This is a genomic window from Pseudomonas helvetica (assembly GCF_039908645.1).
GTDB lineage: Bacteria > Pseudomonadota > Gammaproteobacteria > Pseudomonadales > Pseudomonadaceae > Aquipseudomonas > Aquipseudomonas helvetica.
The window spans coordinates 2,019,763-2,045,104 of sequence record NZ_CP150917.1 but is presented as its reverse complement, the minus strand read 5'-3'; the positions used below and the strand labels follow the sequence as shown (position 1 = coordinate 2,045,104).

Genomic DNA, 25,342 nt, shown 5'->3' with positions numbered 1-25,342 from the left:
AAAAGACTCGCAGAGCTTGTTCCGGGATCAGGTGTATTCGCTGAAAGCGCCGCACTGGAGGTGGTGTGAAAACTGCGGGAAATCAGCAATACCTGATCGGATGCCGTTAAAGAAGTACGACTTCATTTCAAAGTGCGTAGGAACGCTCCTGAAGTCGAGCTTAACAGGCATCGGACACCGGGTTGAAGCGCAAGTCAGCTAAAGCTCTCGTGCAGCATCGGATACAGCGAAGCGACCAGCAGCAGGGCCATGCCCCAGTTGAACACCCGCAACCAGCGCCGATCACGCAGGACATTGCGCAACAGGCTGCCGCAAGCCGCCCAGACACTGACGCTCGGCAGGTTGATGATAGCGAATACCGCCGCGATGACGATCACATTGGTGAAATAGCCCTGCAGCGGTGTATAGGTGCTGATTGCACCAATTGCCATGATCCAGGCCTTGGGGTTGACCCACTGAAACGCCGCCGCGCCCCAGTAGCTGATGGGTTTGGCGTGACCTTGTTCGGCTTCGGGGACAGGACCCGAATGGGCGATTTTCCACGCCAGGTACAGCAGATAGGCCGCGCCGACATAGCGCAGCACGCTGTACAGCACAGGATAGGTTTGAAACACCGCGCCCAGGCCAAAACCAACGGCGAGCACAAGGACGAAGAAGCCGCAGCTGATGCCGAGCATATGAGGGATAGAGCGGTTGAAGCCGAAATTGACGCCCGAGGCCAGCAACATTGTGTTGTTGGGGCCGGGGGTGATCGAGGTCACCAGGGCGAACAAGGCAAAACCCAGCAGTAAATCCAGCGAGAGTGTCATGGGGCGAGTCCGTCAGGGTCAGTCAGGTGTTGACCCTATCGCAGCCCCCGTGTGAAACCCACGGACAGTTACGTGAAACTTCGAGCGGTACAGTCGCTTAGCTGGCGTGACCGTGAACAGCCACAGCGCGCTCGGCGTTCATCTCGCCATGCTGGTCGTAACCGAACGTCTTCTGCGGCTGGCCGAGCAGTTCGGCTTTTTTGGCCTGGTATTCATCAAACGACAAACCGCGACGATTCAGGGCTTCCATCGCCAGTTCCTGGGTTTCTTCGGCGGTATACGGGCGCAATTCGGGAGCAGGATGACTGGCGCAACCGGCGAGCACCGAGGCAACCAACAACAATGAGGTAACGAGCAAATGGTTCATGGAGAGGCTTCCTGCGGGCGGTCTTGAGCAATGAACACAGGCTACTCCCGCCCCTTGAGCGACAAAAATCATCGCTCTCGATAGTCGCTATCGACCGTTTCGAGACTTGCTGCCGTTTTGTATGGGCCTTCGAAACGAACTGCCGGTTCATCGTTGATGGCGCAACAGTAGCGATGCTGCAACCCGTCGGCCACTCGGTCGCCTTATTGGCGCTGACCTATAGTGAATCGACCGGAAATCGGCGAAGGATTTGCAACATCCACCCACAAGAATATGGAGAACGGTCATGAGCGTTAAACCCATTCCCGAGGGTTATCACAGCGTCACGCCCTACCTGGGAATCCAGAAAGCCGCCGAGGCGATCGACTTTTACAAAAAAGCCTTTGGCGCTACGGAAGTCATGCGTCTGGCGATGCCCGACGGCAGCGTCGGCCATGCTGAACTGCGAATTGGCGACTGCGCCATCATGCTCGGTACACCGTGCGATCAAGGTCCGCTGAGCAACCCAGACAAATCACCGTCCGTGGGTTTGCATCTGTATGTCGAGGATGTGGACAAAAGCTACGCCCAGGCAATCAAGGCGGGTGGCACGGTGGTTTCGGAAGTGAAAGATCAATTCTACGGCGACCGCTCGGGCACCTTGAAGGATCCCTTCGGCCATGTGTGGTTCCTGTCGTCGCGCAAGGAAAACCTGACTCAGGCGCAAATCGAAGCGCGGGCGAAGGAGATGTTCAAACAGCAGTAACCCCCTCCCCCCGCAGGACACGGCGTCGCCCGCCCATAAGTTTCCTCTGTGAAGCCACGGGCGATGCCGTCCGCGCTTACAAAAACCCTCAAGAAAACCTGAAGACCCGAGTGCTAGTCTGCCCAACGCACCCTAGGGATAGACAAGGAACAGGTCTTCAGCATGAGTGACTACATCAAACTGAACAAAGACAACTGGGACGAACGCGCCCCGTTGCATGCCGCCTCAACCGAATATGGGACTCAGACTTTCATCGACGACGCCTATCACCTCTCCGACGTCGTGCGCTTCGACGTACCGTTATTGGGGGATATCTCGGGCTTTCGCGGCGTGCATCTGCAATGCCACATCGGCACCGACACGCTCTCGCTGGCCCGCCTCGGGGCGCAAATGAGCGGGCTCGACTTCTCACCGGCCGCCATCGTCCAGGCACGCGCGTTGGCCGAGCGCAGCGGCGCGCTAATCGAGTATGTCGAATCCGAGGTTTACCACGCGACTTCAGTGTTGCCACCCGCCTCGTTCGATCTGGTGTACACCGGCATCGGCGCCTTGTGCTGGCTGCCGAGTATCGACACGTGGGCGCGCACGGTCAGCGACCTGCTCAAGCCGGGTGGACGCTTGTTCATCCGCGAGGGCCACCCGATGTTGTGGTCGATCAACGAAGGCCGCGAAGACGCCTTGTCCGTCGAGTTCCCGTATTTCGAGCGCGAAGAGCCTTTGGTCTGGGATGACGAATGCACCTATGTCGAGACCGATGTGCGGCTCAAGGCCTCCGTCACGCATGCATGGAACCACGGCCTGGGAGAAATCATCACCGCACTGCTGACCCACGGGCTGGACATCACCGGTCTGGTGGAGCATCAAAGTATTCCCTGGAACGCCTTGCCCGGTCAGATGGTCTGCGATGACCACGGCGAATACCGTTTGAAAGAAGCCCCGTGGCGCCTGCCGCTGAGTTATACCTTACAGGCGGTGAAACGCCGGGGCTGAGCACGGGTGCGCATTCCGGCCAGGGCGCGTACGTACTGGTTTACCTGCTCTGGAAACGCATCAGCGCTCCAAGGAGTTACAGCCTCGGGAGGCTTTCTATGGGAGTGCTGTCAGCAACTTGCTCATGGGGACCGCCCTGAGCCCGGCAACACTGAAGGTTTCTGCGCAGCGTCGGTACCCAAGGTGCTGAAAAAACTCTTCGCTGGTGCCGGTGCTGTTGAGTCGCGCCTGACTGAAACCATGCTCGATCAACCAGATTTCGAGACCCTGGATCAACGCCTGCCCGGCCCCCCGGCGAAACCATTCCGGCAGGACGTAACAAAACCCGACCTTGCCGCTGACAGCAGCCATGGCCACCCCAATCGGCTTGTCGTCCAACAGCGCGAGGTTCAGGTACAGACGTGGATCGGTCAGCCAGGGCTGTACATGTTCAACGGTTTTGTTGTGGGTCCAGGCCGCAACGACTTTCGGGTCATTGCGGTGATCTGCAGCGCACCCGACCTTGATCGAGCGCTCGACGATCCGGCTGATAATCCCCGCATCCGCGGGCCCGGCCTTGCAAATGTGTAGTGGGGCATCCATAGCGCTATCACCTCATTCCATTGAGTCAAAGCTGCGAGGGACGATAGCGCCGCGAGGGTCCGCTGACTAACGGAGAGAAGTTACATTTGATGTGCAGCGAAAATCGCTATCGCGGGCAAGCCTTGCTCCTACGGATTGATGTAGTCCACAAGTCGTGCAGCCGGCTTATAACCTGTAGGAGCAAGGCTTGCCCGCGATAGCGGAGTCAGGGCTGCAACGGCATCGTCAGATCAACCCGCAAGCCATCGGCACGGCTGTCGAAATGCAACACGCAGCCACAGCGCTGGACGATCGCCTGGACAATCGCCAGCCCAAGCCCACAGCCGGTGCTTGCGCCGTTGCGCCAGAAACGCTGGGTCAGGTGTTGCAGGTCATCGGCGGCGATGCCGGGGCCATGGTCGCGCACCTGAAAACGCACGCGGTTACCCATGGTTTCAAGGCTCAGTTCCACCGCCGCATCCGCCGGGGTGTGGCGTAAGGCGTTGTCCAACAGATTGCGCAAGGCGGCAATCGACAGCACGGCTGGCATCTGCACCGGTGCCTGTGAGTACTTCGCTGGCAAGTGCAGTTTGATCCGCTGACGATCACCGCTAGCCGCGTCTTGAATCGCCAGACGGGCCACCTCTTCGGCGCTGCACTGCACGCCATCGTCGAACGACAGACTGCCTTCGACCCGCGCCAGCAACAGCAATTGCTCAAGCGTGCGGTGCAAGCGATCGGCGCCTTCCTCGGCGCGGGCCAGGGACTGATCGCGGGCGGCGCCTTCGGTCATGCGCGCCACTTGCAGGTGCGTCTTGATCGCCGTCAACGGGCTGCGTAGCTCATGAGCGGCATCGCCAGTCAGCCGTCGCTCGCGCTCGATGGCCTTGCCGATTCGCTGGAACAGCTGATTCTGGGTTTCCAGCAACGGTTGCAGTTCGCTCGGCAGCGGATGGATTTGCAATGGCTCAAGGGAGTCGGCGCTGCGGCGCATCAAGGCATCGCGCATGCGATTAAGCGGCGCCAGGCCTTGGCCGATCCCGAGCCAGAGCAGCCACAGGCAACCGAGCAACGCGACGCCCACCGGCACCGACGCGGCCAGCAGTACCGACATGTTCAGTGCCTCGCGCTCGACTTGCCGGTCGGCCGTGGTGATGCGCACATCACCGCGAGCCAAGGTGAAACTGCGCCAGCGCGCACCGTCGATCATCTGGTCATGGAAGCCCATCTGTTCAGCTTCCAGGGTTTGTTCGGGAGTGCTGTGACTGCGGGCCAGAATCTCGCCGCGCAAGGAGCTGACCTGACAGGCCATGCCCCCCGGAATATTCAACTGCTCAGCACTGAAATGCGTGCCATCGCCCTTGCTCGGCAGCGCCGGCAATTGCTCCAGCAACCCGGCGACCATACGCGCCGAGGCCACCAGCCGCTGGTCGAGGGAAAACATCATCTGATTGCGCAAGTCGCTGAGCATCCAGGCCGCAGCCAGGGCCCAGATCAGCGCGAAGGCCGCGCCGAGGGTCAGACTCAGGCGCAAACGCAAACTCATCACTTCGATTGCTCTCCGCCATCCGCCGGCCCAAGGCGATAACCCAGCCCGCGCACGGTTTCAACGATGCCGTTGCCGAGTTTACGTCGCAGGTGATGGATATGTACGTTGAGGGCGTTGCTTTCCAGTTCATCGTTGAACCCGTAAACGCTGTCCTTGAGTTGCTCGGTCGACAGCACCCGGCCACGGTTGTGCAGCAAGGCTTGCAACAACGATTGCTCGCGGCGCGACAGGTCTACCGGTTGACCGGCCAGCAGCGTTTCGCGGCTGCTCGGATCGTAAGTCAGGGCGCCATGCTCGATCAGATTGACGCTGCGCCCCGCCACACGCCGCAGCAAGGTGTGCAGACGCGCAGCCAATTCACGCAGGTCAAAGGGCTTGAGCAGATAGTCATCGGCGCCCGCTTGCAGGCCATCGACGCGGTCGGTCACCGAATCGCGCGCGGTCAGAATCAGCACCGGAATCTCCAGGCCGTGATGACGCAACTGCTGCAGCAGCTTCAGACCGTCTTCGTCCGGCAGCCCCAGGTCGAGCACCATCACGTCGAACTTGGCAACCTTGAGCATCGCCCGGGCAGCCGAAGCCGTGGCGACATGCTCCACGGTCAGGCCCTGGGCCGTGAGGCCGGCAACGATGCCGCTGGCGATCAGCTCATCGTCTTCACAGACAAGTACGTGCATGGTGAGACCTGTGGAAAAGGGATGAGTCAAACAGCTTGGGATTAAGCCGCGATTATGTCGAGCCGCACGGTCGAAGTGAAGGGGCCGCCGCATGCGTTCTTACATGCTCGCGACTTGAGATCAGACGTAATTTCTCAGCAATCGGAACAATCGCGTTCACACACTGCCCAGCTACAAATAATCGCCCTACCGGCCCAAAATTTAGCATCTTTATTTCTTCAAAAACACTGTCAACTCTGACAGGTTTAAAAACCACCATTCGGGCATATAGTCGAACACCTTACAAAACCAAACAGGGTCAAATCATGCCTAATATCGTAAACACCGTCGCCGTCGACTGGAGATCAGGAAAAGACCGTTGCTATTTTTTCTTCAAAGACACTAACACGTTCTCACGCTTTAATAACGCTGATGATGAAGTCCCGGCAGGTTACCCCACGAAGGTCAATGAAGCCAATTGGCAGGGTTTCCATAGCCATGCAACAAAACTGCGCTTTGGATTCCACTATACAGAGGGCGCCGTAATTGGTGACGACGATCGTTTATACTTATTTTATTATGAAGGAAACATCCCCACAATATGCAGCTACAACCAAGACAAGGACAAAGTCGAAACGATCAAGCCGATCTCATCAGACAACAGATGGAAGCTACTAGCACCTCACTTCCAAAACATTATTACCGCGACCTGGTGGAGCCATAGCACTATTCTGCTTATCATGAATGATGGACACTACCTTCGACTAAACATTCAAACCCATACTATAGAAAAGCTCCCCATCAACAATAATACCTGGCAAGGACTGGACCCTTATAAATATGAAATAGTGACCGCCGTACAGTTTGACAATGATCTTTCCCGCAACTATTACTACATCTTCCTCACTGAGAATCGCTATCTGAAATACGACATGCAAGACGACCTAGTAATAGATGGTCCAAACGCCATAAACGATTACAACTGGAAGGGACTTCTGCGAAATTAAGCATCAAAAAATGCCCGATATAAAACATGTCGGGCATTGACATCAATGACCATAGAGCCACATAAAATGCTGGCCTTCTTCCCCTCACCTACGCTCATCCACAAACAATATGGCGCCGTCCCGCCCTACCCCCTCTCACCTTCAGCGCACCGGTTAATCATCGGTTAATCGCCACCCATCATCGTGCACCCTACTTGCACCGCGATAAGGCTTTCCCATGCGTCGTCTGTTTCTACTGTTTTTTCTTTTCATCGCAGGGCTGGCCCAGGCCGCGTCGAACCCGTTCGACACCAAAGCTGATTTCCTGCCGGTCGGCAAAGCCTTTGTTTTTACCTCCGAACGCCTTGAATCCGGCGAAACCCAACTCTTCTGGCAAATTGCCGACGGCTACTACCTGTATCAGCAACGGATGAAGTTCGACGGTTTACCCGAGGCGGATAAACCGCCGCTGCCGTTGGGTGAAGCCCACAGTGACGAGTTTTTTGGTGATCAGCAGGTGTATCGCCAGGGCCTGGAGTTGAAAGTCCCGGCCGGCGCCAGTGGCCAGATCAAAGTGGGGTTTCAGGGCTGTGCCGATGCCGGTTTATGTTATCCGCCACAAACTCAGGTGATCGACCTCGGTGGTAGCACGGCGGCGGTCAATGCCGCGCAAGCACCAGATGAAGCCTTGGCCAGCGGTCTGCAACAGCGGGCGCTGGGCTGGAGTTTGCTGGTGTTCTTTGGTCTGGGACTGTTGCTGGCTTTCGCGCCTTGCTCGTTACCGATGCTGCCGATTCTCGCCGGTTTGATCGTCGGCAGCGGCGCCAGCCCCAAGCGTGGTTTCGCTTTGGCCGGCAGTTATGTGGTCTGCATGGCGCTGGTGTACGCGGCGCTGGGCGTAGTAGCCGCGTTGCTCGGTGCGAACTTGCAGGCCTTGTTGCAGAACGTCTGGTTGCTCGGCAGTTTCGCCGTGGTGTTTGTGTTGTTGTCGTTGCCGATGTTCGGCTTCTTCGAACTGCAACTGCCAGTCGCGCTGCGTGACCGTCTGGAAAACGCCAGTCGCAAGCAAGGCGGCGGCAGCCTGATCGGTGCCGGGGTGCTCGGCGCCTTGTCCGGATTGCTGGTCGGCCCGTGCATGACCGCGCCGCTGGCTGGAGCCTTGCTGTACATCGCCCAGAGCGGTAACGCGCTGCACGGAGGGCTGATCCTGTTCGCCATGGGCATCGGCATCGGCTTGCCGCTGCTGTTGCTGGTGACCGTCGGCAACCGCTTCCTGCCCAAACCCGGCACCTGGATGAACCTGCTCAAAGGCATCTTCGGTTTCCTGTTCCTCGGTACCGCGCTGGTGATGGTGCGGCCAGTGCTTGATGAGTCGCTATGGATTGGTCTATGGGGTGCGCTGCTGTTGATCATCGCCTACAGCGCCTGGCGCCAGACCGGTGGATTCGGCCGCGCCGCCCATGTGTTCGGTGGCATGGCGCTGCTTTCCGGATTGTGGGGCAGCCTGCTGTTGATCGGTGCTGCGGGTGGCAGCGATGACCTGTTCAATCCATTGCAGGTTTACAGTGCACAGGCATCGACCCGCGTCGCCGGCCCCACGGCTGACGACGCCTTCATCACCGTCAAGGATCCCGCTGCGCTGCAACACGAACTCGACACTGCCCGCGCCCAGGGCCAGTGGGTGCTGCTGGACTACTACGCTGACTGGTGTGTGTCGTGCAAGATCATGGAGAAACAGGTGTTCGGCAAACCCCAGGTAATGGATGCGCTGAAAGATGTCCGCTTGCTGCGCCTGGACGTGACCGCCGACAATGCTGCCAGCCGTGAACTGCTCGGCCATTACAAAGTGCCGGGGCCGCCAAGCCTGTTGTGGATCGGCACCGACGGCATCGAGCGCCGTAGCCAGCGCATCACCGGAGAGGTGGATGCCGCCGGTTTCCTCCAACGCTGGAACATGACTCGGGACGCTCGTTAATGCTGACCTTTACCCTCGGCACCTTTGCCATTGCGCTCAACCACCTGCTGCTGATCAGTGCCCTGGCACTGGCCACCCTGGTCGGCTGGCGGGTGGCCAAGCGCGGTGGCGAGAACCCCGAGTCGGTGCTGTTCAGCCTGTTCCTGCTGGGCCTGCTCGCGGCCAGAGTGGGATTCGTGCTCACCTACTGGGCCCACTACCGTGATGACCCGTGGCAGATCATCGACCTGCGCGATGGCGGTTTCCTCGCCTGGCCCGGGGTGATTGCCCTGCTGCTGGCAACACTGTTGCGGGGCTGGCGCCGACCGGCGCTGCGCAAACCGTTGGGCGCGGGCGTTGGCAGCGGCCTGTTGTTCTGGTTGCTGGCAAGTTTGTCCCTGAACCTCTACGAACAAGGCACGCGCCTGCCGGACATCGTCTTGCGCAACGCCGCCGGCGAAACCGTGCAACTGGCCGATTATCAGGGCGGCCCCTTGGTGATCAACCTGTGGGCCACCTGGTGCCCGCCCTGCCGGCGTGAAATGCCGGTGCTGGAGAACGCCCAGCAACATCGGCCCGACCTGACCTTTCTGTTCGTCAATCAGGCCGAAAGCATGCAAAGCGTCAGCACCTTCCTCGCAACCCAAGGCCTGAGCCTTTCCAATGTGCTGTTCGATGGCGGCGGCCGACTGAGTCAGGCCGTTGGCTCCATGGCGCTACCGACTACGCTGTTCTACAGCGCCGAAGGCCGAATGCTCGGTAGCCACCTAGGTGAATTATCGGAAGCCAGCCTGGCCCGTGCCCTGGAAAACTTCGACTCCCCAACTTCTGCCATACAGGCCACACCTTCAAGGAAACTGCCATGCCCCGCCTCCGCCACCTGCTGACGCTGTCCCTGGGCGCAGCGCTGCTGCAAATCCCGATGCTGCAGGCCGAAGAGCTGCCTGCGGCGATCCGCAAGATCGAAGAAAAAGGTGCGAAAATCATCGGCAGTTTCGATGCGCCTGATGGCTTGCGTGGTTATGCCGCGCAGTACCAGAACCGCGGCATGGCCTTGTACCTGACGCCCGACGGCAAGCACGTGCTGCTCGGCAACCTGTACGACGCCGATGGCAAGGACCTGAGTGCCGAGCCGCTGCAAAAACTGGTCTACGCGCCAATGGCCAAGGAAGTCTGGGCGAAGATGGAAGCCAGCAACTGGATCGCCGACGGCAGCAAGGATGCACCGCGCACCGTCTACCTGTTCAGCGACCCGAACTGCCCTTACTGCAATATGTTCTGGGAGCAGGCCCGGCCGTGGGTGAAGGCCGGCAAAGTGCAGCTGCGGCACATCATGGTCGGGATCATCCGAGAGGACAGCCCGGGTAAATCCGCCGCCCTGTTGGCCAGCAAAGACCCGGGCAAGGCCCTGGAGGAACACGAGAAGGCGGGCAAGCAAAGCTCGTTGAAAGCGCTGACAAGCATTCCCGCCGCGATCCAGGCCAAACTCGACGCCAATATGAAGCTGATGGAAGAGCTCGAATTGTCCGCCACTCCGGCCATCTTCTACATGGACGACAAGGGTGAGTTGCAACAACAGCAAGGCGCGCCGTCGCCGGAAAAACTGGTGAAGATTCTCGGGCCGAAGTAGTTTTTTACCGTCAGGTTTCTACTGGATGCAACGACGTCATCGCGAGCCTGCTCGCGATGGCGTCCGAATGATCGACTAAGTTCTCTCCGCCAGAAACTTCAGCAGCGCCTTGGTGACGAACTCAGGATTCTCCAGGTTCGAAATGTGCCCTGCCTCCGGCACCAACAGATACGGGCAACCGATCAACTCGGCCATTTCCCTGGTTTCCGACGGTGGTCGCGGTTTGTCCTGATCACCGCACATCAGCAGCGTGGTTTCAGGATTCAGCTCGCCCAGACGCGGCAGCAGATCATCACGACCAAACGTAATGCGCCCCATCGGCACAATGCTTTCACGCAAACGCTCAGGCGGCAGCGCGGCCAGCCTGGCGCGGAAATCCTGATAAAGCGCCGACTGAGGGTCGATGCCTGGACGGAAGAAAATCGGCACCACGATATCGAGTAACTGCGGCGAGATAACACCGCTGTCTTCGATCTGCTTGAACAGCGAGAAATAGTACTGGCGAGTCGGCTCGGGCTCGACACCGACATAGGTGTCCATCAACACCAGGCCGTTGAGGCGCTGTGGGGCCGACAGCGCCAGACGCACGCCCCACATGCCGCCGACCGAAAGCCCGACCAGGGCGACGCGGTCAATATCCAGATGATCAAGCAACGCCAGTACCTGCCGCGCCTGATCATCCAGCGAAGTCATGCCCTCAGGTAACGGCCCGGACTCCCCGTGCCCCCACAGGTCCACGGCAATCACCCGATAGTGTTGCGACAACGCCACAATCTGCGGCGCCCACATGGTCTGGTCCCACAAGTAACTACCCGCCAACAGCACCACCGGACCAGTGCCTTGGTCGACGTAGTGAAGCGATTGTCCATCAATCGTAGCGAAGGGCATCAACTGTCTCCTTTCTGAATCGGGTCAACCAAAAAACTCCGGCAGCCTGTCCCGGCGACGGGGGACAGTCAATCCGAACTTCAATTGAGGTCGTAACACGTCTGCGCTGGTCAGTAGCAAGCGTGGTTCAAGGACTGTCTGCGTGAGGTGTTGGACAAAGGGGCCTCAACATAACAATCGCTATCAATTGACAATCATTATCATTAACACTAGCTTGTCACTCGATGCGTAGGACGGCTCCGCCCCCCTTGGTCGTCCTATTTACTTTTTGCAGCAAGGTGATTTCCATGACGGAACCAGTAACCACAAGCAGGTGCGACTCACCCTTACTCCAGGCGTTCGTTAATAATCGACTGATTCTGGTCAAAATCGCAGCCCGCATTACCGGCTGCCGATCCCGCGCTGAAGATGTCGTTCAGGATGCGTTTTTCAGGCTGCAATCAGCACCGCAAATCACCTCCTCGTTCAAGGCTCAGCTCAGCTACCTGTTTCAGATCGTACGTAACCTGGCGATTGACCACTACCGCAGACAGGCGCTGGAACAAAAGTATTCGGGCACCGAAGAAGAAGGCTTGAACGTGGTCATTCACGATGCCTCGCCAGAAACCTCGCACATCAACTTCTCGATTCTGGAAAACATTGCCGATGCCCTCGGCCAATTACCGAGTCGCACCCGCTACGCCTTCGAGATGTATCGCCTGCACGGCGTGCCGCAAAAGGACATCGCCAAGGAACTCGGCGTGTCGCCGACCCTGGTGAACTTCATGATTCGTGATGCCCTGGTGCATTGCCGCAAGGTTTCGGGCAAGCGCAGCGATACGTTCGCCCGCCGCTAAAAGATCGCAGCCTGTGTGTTGTGGTTCAGTTTTTTTGGACCGTTCTGGAGATACCGCCTTGAGCCTTACCGAGCAAGCGCAGGTTTCAGGTCAAAGGGTTGGCCTGACTTCAGCTTTTAGGCACCGGCACGATGGCAATCTTGTACGGATCGAAAATCTTCAGCATCTGCCCGTTATCCCGCAACCCCTGCAGCAACTTGCCGAAGGTTTCCGCGCTGATCGGCGCTTGCGGACGTAACAACGCGTAATGGTGATAAACCTGATCGATGCGCTGGGATACCAACAACTGCGGCCTGACCTTTTCATTGCGCAGCAGGTAATCGTAGAGGTACGAACGTGTGACCAGTGCAATGTCGGCGCGATTGCGCAGAACCATTAAAATATTGCTGTCGTGAGAAGTCGTGAGCGTCGCGTTGTAACTGTCCTTGAGAAATTGCGGATCGTTATTGAAATTGGCAAATTCATAGTGATAACCGCTGTACAGCGCCAGACGCTTGCCTTTCAAATCGGTGAAGTAACCCTGCTGACGATCCGGCTTGCTCTGTGCGACAAAGATTTCAGCATCTTCCAGCCCCATGTCGACGGTGCTGTGCGGGATATCCTTCCAACCCCACTCCGGATTTTCGAAGATTGCCATGTCAGTCCGGCCATCCTGGAAATCACCGAATCGACGCTGCAAGGAAGTCGGCACGAGTTTGAACTCATAGTCGGTTTGCGAGTGGTTCAGCGCCTCGACCAACTGCGGTAGCAACCCGGTATCGTCGCCATTCTCCGGTCGAACGGTGTACGGCGGAAAGTGCGCAGCGCCCACCTGCACTACTTGTGCGGCCGAAACCGGGAGTACGGATAGCGCACCCAGCGCCATCAGCGAAATCCGTAAAGCCTTCCGAACTGGCGAAGACATCAAAACGAGCCCACCTCTAAAAATATATCGACTACAACCAAGCTAGGCGGTTTTATCCGCTTCGACAACTTGGTGATGGCTATTTAATAAGTTTTTGCGAAACGGTCACTTTTCTTCCAACACCAGAATCAAGGCTTCGTCGGCCAATTGATCGAGGCTCATGCTGCCATCCGGCCGAAACCAGGTGGTGGTCCAGGACAGCGCGCCGGTTAGAAAACGTCGGGTAATAAATACGTCGCCGCGAATGAAACCGGCGTCTTTCGCCTCACCCAGTACCTGCAACCAGATCTGCTCATAGATATCGCGCAGCGCTAGCACCTGGGCCTGACCTTCTTGCGAAAGCGAACGCCATTCGTAGACCAGCACCGTCATTGCTTCGCCGCTGCCGCCCATGATCGACTGCAACTCACAGCGGATCAGTGCCAGCACCCGCTCGCGCACATTGGTCGCTTGCGCCAGGGAGGCGCGCATCAATGCGGTGTTGTAGCGAATGGTTTCTTCCATCACCGCCCGCAGGATTTCATCCTTGCTTTTGAAGTGATGAAAAATGCTTCCCGACTGAATCCCGACCGCACTGGCCAGGTCACGCACCGTAGTGCGCTCGTAGCCCTTGTTGCGAAACAGGTGAGCGGCCATTTGCAGCAGTTTGCCGCGAGCGCTGTCGGGATCGGTCAGTTGCCCGTTGTCGACCAACTCGCGCATTACCAGCAGGGCTTTTTGCTCGTCCACCCGTTCTCTCCTACAGTCGCTCAATCAATTGTGCGATCACACCACGAATGCAATGGGTTTGCGCGGGCAATTTAAGCTGACCGGGACGACCAAGCAAGCGCTTGGGAAGAAGATGTAACCAGCATTTACAAACCAAGCGCTTGCTTGGTAGTCTCGAGCCACTTCTGTCGGAGGCTTGCAATGAACAAAACCGTTCGTATCGGCTGCGCCAGTGCCTTCTGGGGCGATACCTCGACCGCCGCCGCGCAATTGGTTGACGGTGCCCAGCTGGACTATCTGGTGTTCGACTATCTGGCAGAAATCACTATGTCGCTGCTGGCCGGCGCACGGATGAAAGATCCCCAGGCCGGTTACGCGACCGACTTCGTCGAAGTCCTCAGCCCGCTCCTCAAGCAACTTTGCGAACAGAACATCCGCGTGATCAGCAACGCCGGCGGGGTCAACCCACTGGCCTGCGCAGCAGCGCTGCAAGCGGCGTGCGATAAAGCCGGTGTGCCACTGAAGATCGCCGTGTTGCTCGGTGATGACCTGCAACCGCAGTTCAAGCAATTGGCTACCAGCGGCGTAAAGGAAATGTTCAGCGGCGCCCCACTGCCGCCAATGTGCGTGTCGACCAACGCCTACCTCGGCGCCCCCGGCATCGTCGAGGCGCTACGCCTGGGTGCGGACATCGTTATCACCGGCCGGGTGGTCGACAGCGCCGTGGTCAGCGCGGCATTGGTGCATGAGTTCAGCTGGTCGTGGCAGGACTACAACAAACTGGCCCAAGCCGCGCTGGCCGGGCACCTCATCGAATGCGGTGCACAGTGCACCGGCGGCAACTTCACCGATTGGCAAAAAGTGCCCGACTACGAACACATCGGTTTCCCCATCGTCGAAGTCAGCGCCGACGGCCAGTTCATCGTCAGTAAACCCGAAGGTACCGGCGGTTTGGTCACACCGCTGAGCGTCGGCGAGCAACTGCTGTACGAAATCGGCAATCCTCGCGCCTATCTGCTGCCCGATGTGGTCTGCGATTTCAGCCTGGTCAAACTCCAGCAACACGCCAACAACGCCGTGCATGTACACGGCGCCAAAGGCTTGCCACCGCCCCGTCAATACAAGGTCTGCGCGACCTGGCCGGACGGCTTTCGCTGCACCGCCAGCTGCCTTATCGCCGGGATCGACGCGGTGGCCAAGGCACGTCGGGTGAGCCAGGCGATCATTGCCAAGACCTCGGAAATGTTCAGCCAACGCGGCTGGGCGCCCTACAGCGAAGTGAACATTGAGCTACTCGGCAGCGAAGCGACTTATGGTCCGCATGGCCAACGCCAGGACAGCCGCGAAGTAGTGATCAAACTGGCGGTGCGGCACCCGGACAAACAAGCGCTGATCCTGTTTTCCCGTGAGATCGCTCAAGCCGCCACCGGTATGGCGCCGGGGTTGACCGGAATCGTCGGAGGCCGGCCAACCGTGTACCCATTGATCCGTCTGTTCTCGTTCCTGATCGACAAAAATACCTGCATGCTGGAAGTCGACCTGCAAGGCCAACGTTATCCCTGCGCCCTGCCTGCCCTCGATCACCTCGACGTTGCCGACCTGCCGCTGCCCTTTGATCCGCCCAAACCCCACGCTCGCGCCGACGCCAGTGTGGCGCTGGTGAAACTCGCGGTGGCGCGCTCCGGCGACAAGGGCAATCACAGCAACATCGGCGTCATGGCCCGCGCCCCCGAATACCTGCCGTGGATCGCCGAAGCACTGACACCTGCGGTGATCGTCGACTGGATGAGTCACGTGCTTGACCCGATCCACGGACGTGTCGAGCGCTGGTATTTACCCGGTACTCACAGCCTGAACTTTCTCCTGGAAAACGCCCTCGGTGGCGGTGGCGTGGCCAGCCTGCGAATCGACCCGCAAGGCAAGGCGTTCGCCCAGCAGCTATTGGAAATCCAGATCCCGGTGCCGCAAGGCATCGCTGACCAAGTCAAGTAGAGGACGGTTGCCGTGGCCTTTGATTCGATATTCAAACCCGAGCTGTTTTCCGGCCAGAGGATTATTGTCACCGGTGGCGGCAGTGGCATCGGCCGTTGCACCGCGCATGAGCTGGCAGCCCTCGGCGCCCATGTATTGCTGATCGGGCGCAAACCCGAGAAGCTGCAAAAGGTCGCGGCGGAAATCATCGAGGACGGTGGCAAGGCGGATTGGCAGGCCTGCGACATTCGCGATGAAGAAGCGGTCACGCAATTGGTCGGGCAACTGATCAAGGACCACGGGCCGATTCATGGCCTGGTCAATAATGCTGGCGGCCAATACCCGGCGCCCTTGGCCTCGATCAATCAGAAAGGTTTCGAAACCGTGCTGCGGACCAATCTGGTGGGCGGGTTCCTGATGGCCCGCGAGGTGTTCAATCAGTCGATGAGCAAGTACGGTGGCAGCATCGTCAACATGCTTGCCGACATGTGGGGTGGCATGCCCGGCATGGGCCATTCGGGCGCGGCGCGTTCGGGCATGGACAACTTCACCAAGACCGCCGCGGTCGAGTGGGGTTACGCCGGTGTGCGGGTCAACGCGGTGGCGCCTGGCTGGATTGCCTCCAGCGGCATGGACACCTACGAAGGTGCGTTCAAAGCGCTGATCCCGACCCTGCGCGAACACGTGCCGCTCAAGCGGATTGGCACTGAATCGGAAGTCAGCGCGGCGATCGTTTTCCTGCTGAGCCCGGCGGCGGCCTTTATCAGTGGCAGCACACTGCGGATCGACGGTGCGGCGAGCCTCGGCGGTCGCGCCTGGCCACTGCACAAGGCGCAGCACAGTGAATCCTTCAATGGCTTTCACCGCGCAGGCTTACCCGATGTGCTCAAGGGCGAGGACTGATCCATGCCACAGATTGAATCGCAACTCGACATCCACAGCCGGCAGTTTGCGCAGAACCGCGAGGCGATGTTGAGCAACATCGAACAGTTCCGCCAGTTGGAACGCAACCTGCTGGCCAAAGCCGCAGAGGCCAAACCGAAATTCGACAAACGCGGGCAACTCCTGCCTCGCGCACGGCTGAACCTGCTGCTCGATCCTGGCGCACCGTTTCTTGAGCTGGCGAGCCTGGCCGGCTACAAACTGCACGACGACAAGGACGGCAGCCAGGCCGGTGGCGGGTTGATCGCCGGAATTGGTTATGTGTCCGGTGTGCGGGTGCTGGTGGTCGCCAATAACAGCGCGATCAAGGGCGGCACCATTTCTCCCAGTGGCCTGAAGAAATCCCTGCGCCTGCAACAGATCGCCATGGAAAACAAACTGCCGGTGATCACCCTCGCCGAGAGTGGCGGCGCCAATCTCAATTACGCCGCGGAGATTTTCGTCGAGGGTGCGCGCAGTTTCGCCAATCAGGCGCGGATGTCGGCCATGGGTTTGCCGCAAATCACCGTGGTGCACGGTTCGGCCACCGCTGGCGGCGCTTATCAGCCTGGGCTCTCGGACTACGTGGTGGTGGTGCGCGGCAAGGCCAAGCTGTTTCTCGCCGGCCCCCCACTGCTCAAGGCCGCTACCGGCGAAGTCGCCACCGATGAAGCACTCGGCGGCGCCGAGATGCACGCGCAAATCGCCGGCACCGCCGAGTACCTGGCCGAAAACGATACCGACGGCGTGCGCCTGGTACGCGAAATCGTCAGCCTGTTGCCGTGGAATGCGCAGTTACCACAACGCAGCGCCGAACACTGGGACGAACCGCTCTACCCCATCGACGAACTGCTGGGGCTGATTCCCGACGATCCGAAAAAGCCCTACGACGTGCGCGAGATCATTGCGCGCATCGCCGATGGCTCGCGCTTTCTCGAGTTCAAGGGCGAGTTCGATCAGCAAACGATGTGCGGTCATTTGAAGATCCAGGGGCGGCCCTGCGGTTTCATCGGCAACAACGGTCCGATCACCCCGCAAGGTGCCAGCAAGGCCGCGCAGTTCATCCAGCTCTGCGACCAGAGCCAGACACCGCTGCTGTTTTTCCATAACACCACCGGTTTCATGGTCGGCACCGAATCGGAACAGCAAGGGGTGATCAAACACGGCGCGAAGATGATTCAGGCTGTCGCCAACGCCCGGGTGCCGAAGCTGACCATGGTGGTCGGCGGCTCTTACGGCGCCGGCAATTATGCAATGTGCGGCCGCGGGCTCGACCCGCGTTTCATCTTCGCCTGGCCCAACAGCCGCACCGCCGTGATGGGTGGCGCCCAGGCCGGCAAGGTGCTGCGCATTGTCAGCGAAGCCAGGCAGGCCAAGGACGGTTTGGTCCCGGACCCGAAGATGCTCGACACGCTGGAACAGGTCACCGCGCAAAAACTCGACAGCCAGTCCACCGCACTCTACGGCAGCGCCAACCTGTGGGACGACGGGCTGATTGATCCACGCGATACGCGCACCTTGCTTGGCTATCTGCTGGATATCTGCCACGAAGCCGAGGTTCGTCAGTTGCAACCGAACAGTTTCGGTATCGCACGTTTTTGAGGCTCTGATCACCACCCGATTTAGGGAGAACAATAAAAATGATCTTCACCCAGGAACACGAAGAACTGCGCCGTACTGTCCGTCATTTTGTCGACCGTGAAATCAACCCGTACGTCGATGAGTGGGAAAAGGCCGGGCGCTTTCCGATCCACGAGATTTTCCGCAAGGCCGGTGCGCTCGGTCTGTTGGGGATTTCCAAACCGGAAAAATTCGGTGGCATGGGCCTGGACTACAGCTATTCGATTGTCGCCGCTGAAGAGTTCGGGACCATTCATTGCGGCGGGATTCCGATGTCGATTGGCGTGCAGACCGACATGTGCACCCCGGCCCTCGCCCGTTTTGGCTCCGACGAGCTGCGTGAAGAATTCCTCCGCCCGGCGATCACCGGTGAACAGGTCGGCTGCATCGGCGTCTCGGAAGTCGGTGCCGGCTCTGATGTCGCCGGGCTGAAAACCACCGCGCGCAAGGACGGCGGCGACTACGTGATCAACGGCAGCAAAATGTGGATCACCAACTCCCCAAGCGCCGACTTCATCTGCCTGCTGGCCAACACCTCGGACGACAAGGCGCACATCAACAAGTCGTTGATCATGGTGCCGATGAACAGCCCCGGCATCAGCCTCAGTTCGCCTCTGGACAAACTCGGCATGCGCAGTTCGGAAACCGCCCAGGTATTTTTCGACAATGTGCGCGTGCCGCAACGTAACCGCATCGGCCATGAAGGCGCAGGCTTCATGATGCAAATGCTGCAGTTTCAGGAAGAACGCCTGTTCGGTGCGGCGAACATGATCAAGGGCCTGGAATACTGCATCGACAGCACTATCGAGTATTGCAAGGAGCGCAAGACCTTTGGCACTGCGCTGATCGACAACCAGGTGATTCACTTCCGCCTCGCCGAGCTTGCAACCGAAATCGAATGCCTGCGGGCGCTGGTCTACCAGGCCACCGAGCAATACGTCAAAGGCCAGGACGTCACGCGCCTGGCGTCCATGGCCAAACTCAAGGCCGGGCGGCTGGGCCGGGAAGTCAGCGACAGTTGCCTGCAATACTGGGGTGGCATGGGCTATATGTGGGACAACCCGGTGGCCCGTGCCTACCGCGATGTACGGCTGGTGTCGATTGGCGGCGGCGCCGACGAGATCATGCTGGGGATCATCTGCAAATTGATGGGCATCCTGCCCGGGAAGAAAAAATGACCACCTTGCCCGTTTGCCAGACCCTGCTGCTGGAACTGCACAACGGCGTTCTGCACCTCACCTTGAACCGGCCAGACTGCCGCAACGCCATGAGCTTGCAGATGGTCGCCGAATTGCGCGCGGTACTCGCGGCGGTGCGCGATGACCGGGACATCCGCGCGATAGTGCTCGGCGGTGCCGGCGGGCATTTTTCTGCCGGCGGTGATTTGAAAGACATGGCCAATGCCCGCGCTCAAGGTCAGCAGGCCTACCGCGAATTGAACCGCGCGTTTGGCGCCCTGCTCGAAGAAGCCCAGCACGCGCCGCAAGTGCTGATCACGGTGTTGCAAGGCGCGGTGCTCGGCGGCGGCTTCGGTCTGGTGTGTGTCAGCGACATTGCACTGACCGATCACAACGCCCAGTTCGGCTTGCCGGAAACCAGCCTCGGCCTGCTGCCGGCGCAAATCGCACCGTTCGTGGTCCAGCGTATCGGCCTCACTCAGGCACGACGCCTGGCGCTGACCGCCGCGCGTTTTGACGGGCATGAAGCGCGGCGTCTGGGGCTGGTGCATTTTGTCGAACACGATGCCCAAGCCTTGGCCGAACGTCTGGATGCGGTGCTCGCGCATGTGCTGTGCTGCGCGCCTGGCGCCAATGCCGCGACCAAGGCCTTGTTGCTGGCCAGCACCGAACAGTCCATGGGACCGTTGCTCGACCAGGCAGCCGATTGGTTCAGTGAAGCCGTGACCGGGGCGGAAGGTGTCGAAGGGACGATGGCCTTCGTACAAAAGCGCAAACCGGGTTGGGCGCCATAGGAGCAAAGCTTGCTCGCGATGAGGCCCTCACATACCGCCTACCCCAAGGGAACCCACAAATGCCCACCCTGCGCAAAATCCTCATCGCCAACCGCGGTGAAATAGCCTGCCGCATCCAGCGTACCGCCCAGGCGTTGGGCTATCGCACGGTGGCGGTGTTCAGCGATGCCGACGCCGACGCTCTGCATGTGCGCATGGCCGATGAAGCGGTCAACATCGGCCCCGCTGCTGTTGCCCAGTCCTACCTGAACAGTGCGGCGATCATCGACGCTGCATTGCGCAGCGGCGCGGACGCGATCCATCCCGGCTACGGCTTCCTCTCGGAAAACGCTGAATTCGCCACGGCATGCGCCCAGGCCGGCATCACCTTTATCGGTCCGGATCCTGCGGCCATCGAACTGATGGGCAGCAAACGCCTGTCGAAAATTGCCATGCTTGCCGCTGGCGTGCCGTGCATCGGCGGTTACCAAGGAGCGGAGCAGGATGACGCTACCCTCAGCCGCGAAGCCGAACGCATTGGCTATCCGCTGATGATCAAGGCCAGCGCCGGCGGCGGTGGGCGCGGCATGCGCCTGGTGCACACTGCGGATGAATTGCTTGCGCAGATCCGCACCGCACGCTCCGAAGCCCTGCACGCGTTTGGCAGCGACGAGTTGATTCTCGAACAAGCGCTGATCGAACCGCGCCATGTCGAGATTCAACTGTTCGGTGACCAGCATGGCAACCTGATCTACCTCGGCGAGCGCGACTGCTCGATCCAGCGTCGCCATCAAAAAGTCATCGAAGAAGCGCCGTGTCCGGTGATGACAGCCGAATTGCGCGACGCCATGGGCGAGGCTGCGCTGAAGGCCGGACGCGCGGTGAATTACGTCGGCGCCGGCACCGTGGAGTTCTTGCTCGATGCGCGGGGGCAGTTTTACTTTCTGGAGATGAACACCCGCCTGCAGGTCGAGCACCCGGTGACCGAGATGATTACCGGCCTGGACCTGGTGGCCTGGCAACTGGATGTCGCCGCTGGGTTACCGCTGCCGTTGCGCCAGGAACAGGTCGAACTCAAGGGCCACGCGATGGAGGTGCGTCTTTACGCCGAAGATCCGGCGCAGGATTTCCTGCCCCAGACCGGGCGCATTATGCGTTGGGAACCGGCCCTCGCGGACGGGGTGCGCATTGACCACGGCTTGCTTGAGGGTCAGCAGGTCAGCCCGTTTTACGACCCGTTGCTTGGCAAAATCATCGCTTACGGCGCCACCCGCGAGGAGGCTCGGCGCAAGTTACTGCGGGCAGTCCAGGACAGTGCCTTGCTGGGCTTGCAAACCAATCAGCGTCTGCTCGCCGGTTTGCTGGAGCATCCGCAGTTCATCACCGGGACCTTCAATACCGGGTTCATCGCACAACACTTCGCCGATCACCCAAGCCTCCACTCGCACGCGCCCACAGCCGAAGAGCTGGCTATCGCCACGGCGCTGTTCTATCAGCAGTCCGCTGGCGCTCATCCGCCAGGACTTGCCGGTTGGCGCAACAACGCCAACGCGCCGCTGTTGCAACAGATCGGCCTCAACGGCGATCGTTGGTCAACCGAAGTGACGGCCCTGCCCGACGGGCAACTGAGCATTCAAGTCGCCGGGGAAACGCTGCAACTGAAACTACTCGATATCAACGCCCGCTCGGCCAACCTGGAAATCAACGGCATTCGCCGCCGCTACGCCTATCAACTGGCCGCCGGACAACTGTGGTTGTTCACTCGCCCCGGCAGCTTGCTGCTGCAAGACCAGACATTGGCGCCCGTCAGCGGCCAGGTCGGCACCAGCACCGGCACGCTGAAAGCCCCGATGGATGGTGCGATTGTCGACGTACTGGTCAGTGAAGGCTCATCGGTGACCAAGGGGCAGCTGTTGCTGGTGCTGGAGGCAATGAAAATGGAGCACCCGCTCAAGGCTGGCATCGACGGTGTGATCAAACGGCTGCAGGTCAGCCCCGGCGATCAGGTAAAAAATCGTCAGATTTTGTTGGAGGTTGAATAAGCCGCTAGGCGGATCCATCGCATTTGGCTACGCTCAGCCTCATCAGGACGCGGACACCAGGAAACCTGCGATGCCTCATTGGCTGGTAATTGATCTCGAAGCGACCACCGATGACGGTGGCTGGCCAGTAACCGAGATGGAAATCATCGAAATCGGCGCCACCCTGGTCAATCGCGCAGGCCGCGAACTGGACTACTTCCAGCGATTCGTTCGGCCCCTGCGACGACCGCTGCTGACCCCTTTCTGTCGTGAACTGACCCACATAACCCAAGCCAATATCGACGCTGCCCAGCCACTGACCGAGGTCTGGCCGCTGTTCGAGCGCTGGCTCGGCCAGCATCATACGCGCCTTGAAGGTTGGGCCAGCTGGGGCGATTACGACCGACAACAACTGCTTCAGGAATGGCAACGCCTGCAACTCGATAGTGCCCTCAGCCGAGTCCCCCACATGAACCTGAAGCAACGCTTTGCCAAGGCCCGCCGACTGGAGCGGCCGCTGGGGCTCAATGGCGCTCTGCAATTGGCGGGTATGCAATTTACCGGTCAACAGCACCGGGCGCTGGAAGATGCACGTAATACTGCGCGGTTGTTACCGCTGATTCTTCCGGCCTGATCCTTGAGGGCAACAGGTGACGGACGAAAAGGCCTTGTGCATACTGGCCGGCCTTTTTAGCCCATTTCGAGGAATCGCCCATGTTTAAAGTCAACGAGTACTTCGACGGCACCGTCAAGTCGATTGCCTTCGGCACCGCTGAAGGTCCGGCCACCATTGGCGTCATGGCACCGGGCGAATACGAATTCGGCACCAGCCAGCGTGAGATCATGCACGTGGTTTCCGGGGCCCTGACCGTCAAACTGCCTGACAGCAGCGACTGGGAAACCTTCGCCGCCGGCAGCCAGTTCAACGTACCGGCCAACAGCAAGTTCCAGCTGAAAGTCGCCGTCGACACCGCTTACCTGTGCGAATACCGCGGCTAAGCGTTTCACCGCGATAAAAAAATGCCCGTGTCGAAAGACACGGGCATTTTTCATTCCAGCATTACAGCCTCATTCGAGAATCTCTACCGGCATGCCGACTTCGAGCCGGCCATTGCCGTCGTTGACCAGGTTCTGGCCAAACATCGCGCCATCCTCTTGCGCACGGTATTTCTGCAGCGTCGCCAAGGGTTCACGGTCGTCACTGCGCTCACCGGTTTGCGGGTCGATGGTGGTGAGAATGCAGCGTGAACACGGCTTGACCACACGAAACTCGACATCGCCAATGCGAATGCGCTTCCAGCCGTCCTCGGCAAATGCCTCGCTGCCCTCGATCACCAGATTCGGTCGAAAACGCAGCATCTCCAGTGGACGGCCGACCCGTTGCGACAAGTCCTCAAGCGACGCCTGACCAATCAACAACAGCGGAAAACCGTCGGCAAAGGCGACTTTATCGTCCTCCTTGCCGTAGCCGGCCTGAGTGGTACGGGCCAGCGCCTCGGGCACCTGCACCAATCGGGTAGGTTTGCCAATGAATTCACTGACCCAGGCGCCGGCAGCCTCCCCCGCATCGGGAACTCGCAAGGTATCGCGCCAGATGGTCACCCCACGCAGTTCAGCGTCGCTGGCAGGCAAGGCAATATCGATCGACGAGTGACCGGGTGCACTGAGCGTCAGGCCGCCGGAGGTATTCCACAACGCCGACAACTGGCTCATTCCCGATTCCGCACGTTGTGTCAGGAAACGTCCGCTGGCCTCGTCCACCAGCATCCAGCGTCGATCCCCCTCCAGCCCCAGTTTGTCCAGGCTGGCCTGTTGCAGGATTTCGCCCTTGCCGGACTTGAGTGGATAACGGTAAAGCGCGCTCAGACGCAACATGGCCAGCTCCCTGGTGGGCAAAAGCGCCACGATATACGAGCCGGCTGATGAATCAAAGAAACACATCACGGGCAGACATCCTGCCTGCCCGTGACGTTCCGTCAGGCCGGGACTGCGTCGAGCATCAGGCGCTGGCGCACCACGTCGACCAGTTTGTCTGGCTGGAATTTCGAGAGGAAGTTGTCACAACCGACCTTCTTCACCATCGAGTCGTTGAAGCTGCCGGACAGCGAGGTATGCAGGACGACGTACAGGCCGCGCAAGCGTGGATCGTTGCGAATCTCGGTGGTCAGGCGGTAACCGTCCATCTCGGGCATCTCCGCGTCGGTGAAGATCATCAGCAATTTGTCGGTCATGACCACACCCGTATCGGCCCAGGTCTTGAGCATGTTCAGCGCCTTCAGACCGTCACTGGCGATGTGCATTTTCACCCCGAGCTGACCCAGGGTATCGCGCAACTGGGACAGGGCAACATTGGAGTCGTCCACCAGCAGCACTTCACGACCGCGGGCGCGCTCCAGCACCGGATCTTCGAGCTTGTCACGCGAAACCTTGGCGTTGTAAGGCACGATCTCGGCGAGTACTTTTTCGACGTCGATGATCTCCACCAGTTGGTCATCGACCTTGCTGATGGCCGTCAGGTAATGCTGGCGCCCGGCACTGGTTGGCGGCGGCAGAATAGCTTCCCAGTTCATGTTGACGATGCGATCGACGCCACCGACCAGGAAGGCCTGCACCGAGCGGTTGTACTCGGTCACGATGATGGTGCTGTTGGGCCCCGGCACCAGCGGTCGCATGCCGATGGCCTGGGACAGGTCGATCACCGGCAATGTCTGGCCACGCAGATTGACCACACCACAGACAAACGGGTGACGCTGCGGCATCAAGGTCAGCTTTGGCAATTGCAGGACTTCCTGCACCTTGAAGACGTTGATTGCAAATAACTGCCGACCGGCCAGGCGAAACATGAGAATTTCCAGGCGATTCTCACCCACCAGCTGTGTGCGTTGATCTACTGTGTCGAGAATGCCGGCCATTGATGACTCCTGGGCTTTTCTGATGAATTCACTAAAGAAAGTTATCGGCGGATCTCACGCAATCTTGACCCGCAAACAAAATGCCACGCAAAGGAATTGATGTCACATTAACATCATGCTCTACTGAAGCGGCTATTTCATCCACTGCACAACCCTGCGCGCGACCCGTCTTTGCGTGTCAAGTTCCGTGACATCAGGGAATCCCCTAGCCGCAATCGGGATCAGCCTGATATTCGCGATATCCAATAGCCATTAATGTGACGCCATTCTCACTGCATGAATGGAGTCAGGCTTTTGTCTGTGATCGAAGTACCGTTGCCGAGCTCTTTTTTCAGCCCGCCGGGTTACGCACCTCATGCCTCA

Annotated in this window: 25 protein-coding genes; 15 read left to right on the top strand and 10 right to left on the bottom strand. The window is 59.4% G+C overall.

What is annotated here, in order from left to right; all coding sequences use genetic code 11:
• Positions 1-194: 194 nt before the first annotated feature.
• Both AABM55_RS09330 and AABM55_RS09325 read right to left on the bottom strand, forming a co-directional pair.
• Positions 195-809 (bottom strand): LysE family translocator, encoded by a 615-nt coding sequence (locus AABM55_RS09330; RefSeq protein WP_054596409.1) that lies wholly within the window; start codon positions 807-809, stop codon positions 195-197.
• 97 nt (positions 810-906) lie between these two features.
• Positions 907-1,176 (bottom strand): hypothetical protein, encoded by a 270-nt coding sequence (locus AABM55_RS09325; protein ID WP_347929381.1) that lies wholly within the window; start codon positions 1,174-1,176, stop codon positions 907-909.
• Positions 1,177-1,462: 286 nt separating this feature from the next.
• Here AABM55_RS09325 and AABM55_RS09320 point away from each other — a divergent pair, with 286 nt between their 5' ends.
• Positions 1,463-1,921, top strand: coding sequence for a VOC family protein (locus tag AABM55_RS09320; RefSeq protein ID WP_054596407.1), 459 nt, complete (start codon positions 1,463-1,465; stop codon positions 1,919-1,921).
• Between the two features lie 162 nt (positions 1,922-2,083).
• Positions 2,084-2,911 (top strand): class I SAM-dependent methyltransferase, encoded by an 828-nt coding sequence (locus tag AABM55_RS09315; RefSeq protein WP_347929380.1) that lies wholly within the window; start codon positions 2,084-2,086, stop codon positions 2,909-2,911.
• Between the two features lie 96 nt (positions 2,912-3,007).
• Here AABM55_RS09315 and AABM55_RS09310 read toward each other — a convergent pair whose 3' ends face one another.
• From AABM55_RS09310 to AABM55_RS09300, 3 genes are all read right to left on the bottom strand, one after another.
• Positions 3,008-3,493 carry a GNAT family N-acetyltransferase gene (locus AABM55_RS09310; protein ID WP_347929379.1) on the bottom strand — a complete coding sequence of 162 codons (486 nt, stop codon included), beginning with the start codon at positions 3,491-3,493 and terminating at the stop codon, positions 3,008-3,010.
• A 205-nt stretch (positions 3,494-3,698) separates the two neighbouring features.
• Complete coding sequence (locus tag AABM55_RS09305; protein WP_177474940.1) at positions 3,699-5,021, bottom strand: ATP-binding protein; 1,323 nt, start codon at positions 5,019-5,021, stop codon at positions 3,699-3,701.
• Entirely contained in the window at positions 5,018-5,698 is a 681-nt protein-coding gene (locus AABM55_RS09300) for a response regulator (protein WP_054596403.1), read from the bottom strand. Before AABM55_RS09300 ends, AABM55_RS09305 begins: the two co-directional genes overlap by 4 nt.
• Positions 5,699-6,003: 305 nt before the next feature.
• Between AABM55_RS09300 and AABM55_RS09295 the strand changes: the two genes are divergently transcribed.
• From AABM55_RS09295 to dsbG, 4 genes are all read left to right on the top strand, one after another.
• Positions 6,004-6,684 carry a hypothetical protein gene (locus AABM55_RS09295; protein WP_347929378.1) on the top strand — a complete coding sequence of 227 codons (681 nt, stop codon included), beginning with the start codon at positions 6,004-6,006 and terminating at the stop codon, positions 6,682-6,684.
• A 217-nt stretch (positions 6,685-6,901) separates the two neighbouring features.
• Positions 6,902-8,638, top strand: a complete 1,737-nt coding sequence (gene dsbD, locus AABM55_RS09290) for a protein-disulfide reductase DsbD (RefSeq protein WP_347929377.1) — start codon at positions 6,902-6,904, stop codon at positions 8,636-8,638.
• A complete protein-coding gene (locus tag AABM55_RS09285) occupies positions 8,638-9,504 on the top strand; it encodes a TlpA disulfide reductase family protein (RefSeq protein WP_054596401.1) in 867 nt (288 codons plus the stop codon). Before dsbD ends, AABM55_RS09285 begins: the two co-directional genes overlap by 1 nt.
• Positions 9,480-10,247: a thiol:disulfide interchange protein DsbG gene (gene dsbG, locus AABM55_RS09280; protein WP_103319828.1), complete on the top strand. Its 768-nt coding sequence runs from the start codon at positions 9,480-9,482 to the stop codon at positions 10,245-10,247. Before AABM55_RS09285 ends, dsbG begins: the two co-directional genes overlap by 25 nt.
• 75 nt (positions 10,248-10,322) lie before the next feature.
• On the opposite strand, the gene AABM55_RS09275 is transcribed toward dsbG, so the two are convergent.
• Entirely contained in the window at positions 10,323-11,135 is an 813-nt protein-coding gene (locus AABM55_RS09275; RefSeq protein ID WP_347929376.1) for an alpha/beta fold hydrolase, read from the bottom strand.
• Positions 11,136-11,422: 287 nt separating this feature from the next.
• Between AABM55_RS09275 and AABM55_RS09270 the strand changes: the two genes are divergently transcribed.
• A complete protein-coding gene (locus tag AABM55_RS09270; protein ID WP_054596398.1) occupies positions 11,423-11,971 on the top strand; it encodes an RNA polymerase factor sigma-70 in 549 nt (182 codons plus the stop codon).
• Positions 11,972-12,080: 109 nt separating this feature from the next.
• Here AABM55_RS09270 and AABM55_RS09265 read toward each other — a convergent pair whose 3' ends face one another.
• Positions 12,081-12,875 (bottom strand): ABC transporter substrate-binding protein, encoded by a 795-nt coding sequence (locus AABM55_RS09265; protein WP_173860017.1) that lies wholly within the window; start codon positions 12,873-12,875, stop codon positions 12,081-12,083.
• Between the two features lie 105 nt (positions 12,876-12,980).
• Positions 12,981-13,604: a TetR/AcrR family transcriptional regulator gene (locus tag AABM55_RS09260; protein WP_347929375.1), complete on the bottom strand. Its 624-nt coding sequence runs from the start codon at positions 13,602-13,604 to the stop codon at positions 12,981-12,983.
• Positions 13,605-13,784: 180 nt separating this feature from the next.
• On the opposite strand from AABM55_RS09260, the gene AABM55_RS09255 reads away from it, so the two are divergent.
• The 8 genes from AABM55_RS09255 (at position 13,785) to AABM55_RS09220 (ending at position 23,066) form a co-directional block, all read left to right on the top strand.
• A complete protein-coding gene (locus tag AABM55_RS09255; RefSeq protein WP_347929374.1) occupies positions 13,785-15,575 on the top strand; it encodes an acyclic terpene utilization AtuA family protein in 1,791 nt (596 codons plus the stop codon).
• A 12-nt stretch (positions 15,576-15,587) separates the two neighbouring features.
• Positions 15,588-16,457 carry an SDR family oxidoreductase gene (locus AABM55_RS09250; protein ID WP_347929373.1) on the top strand — a complete coding sequence of 290 codons (870 nt, stop codon included), beginning with the start codon at positions 15,588-15,590 and terminating at the stop codon, positions 16,455-16,457.
• Positions 16,458-16,460: 3 nt separating this feature from the next.
• A complete protein-coding gene (atuC, locus tag AABM55_RS09245) occupies positions 16,461-18,077 on the top strand; it encodes a geranyl-CoA carboxylase subunit beta (RefSeq protein ID WP_347929372.1) in 1,617 nt (538 codons plus the stop codon).
• 38 nt (positions 18,078-18,115) lie between these two features.
• Positions 18,116-19,273, top strand: a complete 1,158-nt coding sequence (atuD, locus tag AABM55_RS09240; RefSeq protein WP_347929371.1) for a citronellyl-CoA dehydrogenase — start codon at positions 18,116-18,118, stop codon at positions 19,271-19,273.
• Entirely contained in the window at positions 19,270-20,067 is a 798-nt protein-coding gene (locus AABM55_RS09235) for an enoyl-CoA hydratase/isomerase family protein (RefSeq protein ID WP_103319818.1), read from the top strand. Before atuD ends, AABM55_RS09235 begins: the two co-directional genes overlap by 4 nt.
• A gap of 59 nt (positions 20,068-20,126) precedes the next feature.
• Positions 20,127-22,088: an acetyl/propionyl/methylcrotonyl-CoA carboxylase subunit alpha gene (locus AABM55_RS09230; protein ID WP_347929370.1), complete on the top strand. Its 1,962-nt coding sequence runs from the start codon at positions 20,127-20,129 to the stop codon at positions 22,086-22,088.
• A gap of 70 nt (positions 22,089-22,158) precedes the next feature.
• Positions 22,159-22,701: an exonuclease domain-containing protein gene (locus AABM55_RS09225; protein WP_103319814.1), complete on the top strand. Its 543-nt coding sequence runs from the start codon at positions 22,159-22,161 to the stop codon at positions 22,699-22,701.
• Positions 22,702-22,781: 80 nt separating this feature from the next.
• Positions 22,782-23,066, top strand: a complete 285-nt coding sequence (locus tag AABM55_RS09220; RefSeq protein WP_007940055.1) for a pyrimidine/purine nucleoside phosphorylase — start codon at positions 22,782-22,784, stop codon at positions 23,064-23,066.
• 69 nt (positions 23,067-23,135) lie between these two features.
• Here the strand turns inward: AABM55_RS09220 and AABM55_RS09215 are convergent, their stop codons facing one another.
• Both AABM55_RS09215 and AABM55_RS09210 read right to left on the bottom strand, forming a co-directional pair.
• A complete protein-coding gene (locus tag AABM55_RS09215) occupies positions 23,136-23,942 on the bottom strand; it encodes an MOSC domain-containing protein (protein WP_103319856.1) in 807 nt (268 codons plus the stop codon).
• A gap of 101 nt (positions 23,943-24,043) precedes the next feature.
• A complete protein-coding gene (locus AABM55_RS09210; RefSeq protein ID WP_347929369.1) occupies positions 24,044-24,979 on the bottom strand; it encodes a chemotaxis protein CheV in 936 nt (311 codons plus the stop codon).
• Positions 24,980-25,342 lie beyond the last annotated feature (363 nt).